Origin of the sequence: Endozoicomonas sp. SESOKO2 (genome assembly GCF_024606245.1) — a bacterium.
Classification (GTDB): Bacteria; Pseudomonadota; Gammaproteobacteria; order Pseudomonadales; family Endozoicomonadaceae; genus Endozoicomonas_A.
In genome coordinates this window covers 1-3,688 of sequence record NZ_JAHHPQ010000344.1, presented here as the reverse complement: position 1 = coordinate 3,688, position 3,688 = coordinate 1, and the positions used below count along the sequence as shown (strand labels likewise).

Here is a 3,688-nt window from a genome sequence, read left to right as displayed (position 1 = left end):
TGAAGGACTGTATTGAAAGTGTTTAATAATATGACCTTAAGAAAGACCTAAAGTTCCATTTGGATAGTTAGCCGTAACCATTGAAGGACATCATTGATTTCGAAATACTCGTCATGAACAAACTATGGCCATGTACCCAATGAATCACACAAGGAATTCAAATTCACGCTGTTCAAAAACTCTTGGGCAATTTTTGTCAGCTCATCGGATTTGAGCACCAGAGCGTTATTGGCGTTGAGTGCTTGCCTTAAGTGGGCATCCATAACAGATGTCTGAAGCTCTGAAGAGCTATTGATGACAGACATCATGGCATACAGCTCTTCCGGTGAGGATGGCTCATGAGCGCCATAGTTGTTCCGACCATCGTCAAGCGGGGCAGGAGCCTCGCCCGAAGCAAACGATAAGTGACTGCCTTTGAAGTGTTTTATATGAAAATGGTGCAGCATCTTCAACAGGAATGGATCAGGCTTATCAAAGACATCCTGATGACCGTATGGAAGAACGGAAGCATCACCCCAACAATAGGTTAAGCAACCTCCTTTCGAGTGTGTCACTCCATACAGGTAATGACTGAAGGCGTGCTGAATTGCTTGCAGGCATTTTCCTTTTAAATCATTCAGAAGCTTCATGTCCCTCGGTGATACCCGAAGGGGATGTAGTTTGATTTTTTCCAATAACTGCTTCAAGTTCGGGCTACTCTCAGCTTTTATTTGCAACAGAGCTTCGATCTTTTCATACAACACTGTGCTGCCGGACCAGGAAGGTTGCCCCAGGATAATCACCGGACGGTGGTTCGCCTTGTCCGAGGTTAATTGCTCAAAGGCAGGCTGGCGCACCAGCATTCGTTCTATATTCGGTACGCCCTCAGGTTCGTCTGTCCAGGCGGTCTGCAAAGATGGATCGGTAATGTTAGCTTTAAGAAATGGCGAAAACCCATCATGACAATGAGTAACGAACAAGACATTACCTTTTTTATTTTGGAATTCTTCATAAGCCGACTGCCATTGCTGACTATTTTTTTCCTTGGACAACAATTCCTTATACCAATTTTTCAGGCATTGGGCGGCTTTAACTTTCAGTTCATCAATACGTTCCAGACGCAACAATAGTTCATGATGCTCAAAGGCGTTTACAATACGCCTCTCGTCGGTCGGCAACGGATTTAGCCAACCCGATTCCAGGGCTGCATCGGCAAGTCGAATAATCGAAGGCTTGTTTAAGTCACTGTCCTTCAGTATTTCGATGATTGAACTCAACCACTGGTGAGGGCTTGCTCCGGCCTGAACAATCATTTTTGAATGGAGTAGCTTGAGCTGTTCAGTGATTTGCTCTCCATCACTGTTGGACAATATTTTTTTTACCGCCTCCGACATGAGTTTATACTTACGCCTGCCTGGGTCATAGACATCGCCGACCAATTCCTTCTCGGAATAGCTCAATGTTTCTGTCTCCAGTAATATTGAGACACCCATGGAAAACTCAGGTAAATCTTTTTTCTCCCAAAGCTTCTTAACTATTGTGAATGTGCTCGGATCGGTTATTGGCAATGCACCACCTGTCTCAATGGCTCTCTTCAATTCCTCAAGGCTAATACCATAGGCTTCAGTCAGAGCTTGCTGTTGTGCTAAATCAGCCCCTTTCAGGAGATCCTTAAGCTTCTTTGACCCAGCGCCAGAGCCACTGACCTCTCTGATGGGCTGGAAGTTAGATTTGATGATTGTTTTCTCGACAGATGATCCGCTCAAATCCACTCGTGCCCAGGTTTCGCCTCCATCCGGGGAATACTCTGCAAAGGCGTGGATACGGCTGGAAATTAGTCGGCATGGAATGCCAAAATAACGACAAAGAGCAATAAAAACAGGCACACGATGACGACAGCTTCCTTGTCGCCGTGTTACCAGGAATTGAAAGAAATTCTCATAGCGCCCTGGTTCAGCATCGCCAGAAAACTGTTTGCAATAGTGCGCGATCGCCTCAATGCATTGCCTCGTGTTTGTAGCGTCCTGTATTCCCTGCAAAAGCACCTTTACATCGGCTGGTTGTTGGCGATTGACGTCAAACAGGTTTTTCAGTACGTTTTTCATACCTTCGGAACAACGGGCATCAAAACGTGTTGGTCGCGATGGTCCGGCTCCTCTGGCAGGTGTTTTTCTGACCGCTATTCTGGGTTCTACGACATAAGCAATTTGAATACTCTGGTTGGGTTTGGCCTCTGGAATAAACAGTGTGTGAAGCCCGGTATATCGGTCCCTGATCAGAGTAAATTTCATATCGGGCTCGAGGCGCAGGGCCACGATATAGTCGTTAGGCGTCAGGCCGGGCAATTCACATTGATCATCGTCCGATGTCCAGTCAAAGGTTGCCAGTGTTTGGTCACTGGCTAATGTCACTTCCTGGTCTTGCCCTGGTAACCGGTCAGGTATGAGGACTTCGGCTCCCTGCATATGAAGATCATTAATAGTGATCCTTGAGATCTCGCCCTTATCAGACACATAAACGTCCTCTGCCCTAAACCGATAAAAGCTGGGAAGATGTCTCTGGCTATTAAAAATTATATATTCGTTACGTTTTGGCTTACTCCGATTCTCATAGTTTGTTATCCGATCCAATGTCGGAGCCATTTCCGCGTGGGCTTCTGGAATGTATTTTTCAGGCGCTTCATCAGTGCCAATAGTCAACGCTTCGTTAACAGGTTGTGGCTCATGGTTCGTATTCTGATCCAATGCCGGAGCCTGTTTTTCGTGGACTTGTGGCAGGTATTGTTCAGAATCGTTATCACTGCCAATTACGGGTGCTTCGTCAATATAATCATCAACGAGATGGCTCAGCAGATCACTCATCTGATGCCAAAATACAGGCCAACATTGAACGGCATTGGTATTCCATGCCTCTATCCGCTGATCAGCCTCCCGAAGATAAGGCTGGTTAGCTGATAATTTCAGCGTTTGTTTTTCTTCTTCCGTCAGGGGAAATACGCTATTAACGTCCACGCCAGTCTGGCCAAACTTATGATCAAACCAGCGTTGCTGCCAGTGTCGGTATAGCGCCTGGGTGAGAATATCGTCGGACTCACCCGGTTTCACGGAAAGACCGGATGCTTGCCAACTGGCCTGAGCTACCCTCTTGATGATTTCGGTTCTGGCTTCCTCTCCACTAAGGTCAGACTTGATACAAATTTCGTGGCGTTTTTCATCAATGCTGTTGAGATCACCGAGTCGTATCAACCATGGACGATCAATGTCCGATACCGTTTTGTTGAACCATTTGCAAAGTTTAGAATCAAGATCAGCATTACTCGTGACAAGAGCCGATGACTCTGGCAATGCCTCCAGCGATATCCCGGCAGCCATCAGATAAAGCCGGTAATGCTGATTAATACATTGGTTTAGTCCGTCTTCGGTAAAATCGCCCCCTCGGATGACGGCTATGGCCACATTTTGTAAGTCAAGACTGGTCGGCTGCAACGGCAGTTTTTTCCGTTGCAGTTCAGTTCTTAGACGACAATGTTGCTTAGTCAGATGTTCAGCGATGATTTTCCCCTGCAGGGTCTTCGGCAGCACTTTTTCGGCAATGGTCTGCAATTCTGCCGAGCTGTACTGCCGGATAGGCAAATGCCGGAAACGCCCTTTCAGCGCCGGTGATAAGGGTTTTCGCCCGCTGTACTCAGGTGGGTTGATGGTGGCAAACA

Annotated in this window: 1 protein-coding gene; it reads right to left on the bottom strand. The window is 46.7% G+C overall.

All coding sequences use genetic code 11. From position 1 onward, the window contains the following. Positions 1–122: 122 nt before the first annotated feature. The coding region (locus KDK17_RS07855; protein ID WP_257287780.1) for a transglutaminase-like domain-containing protein at positions 123–3,688 on the bottom strand (3,566 nt) is incomplete at its 5' end.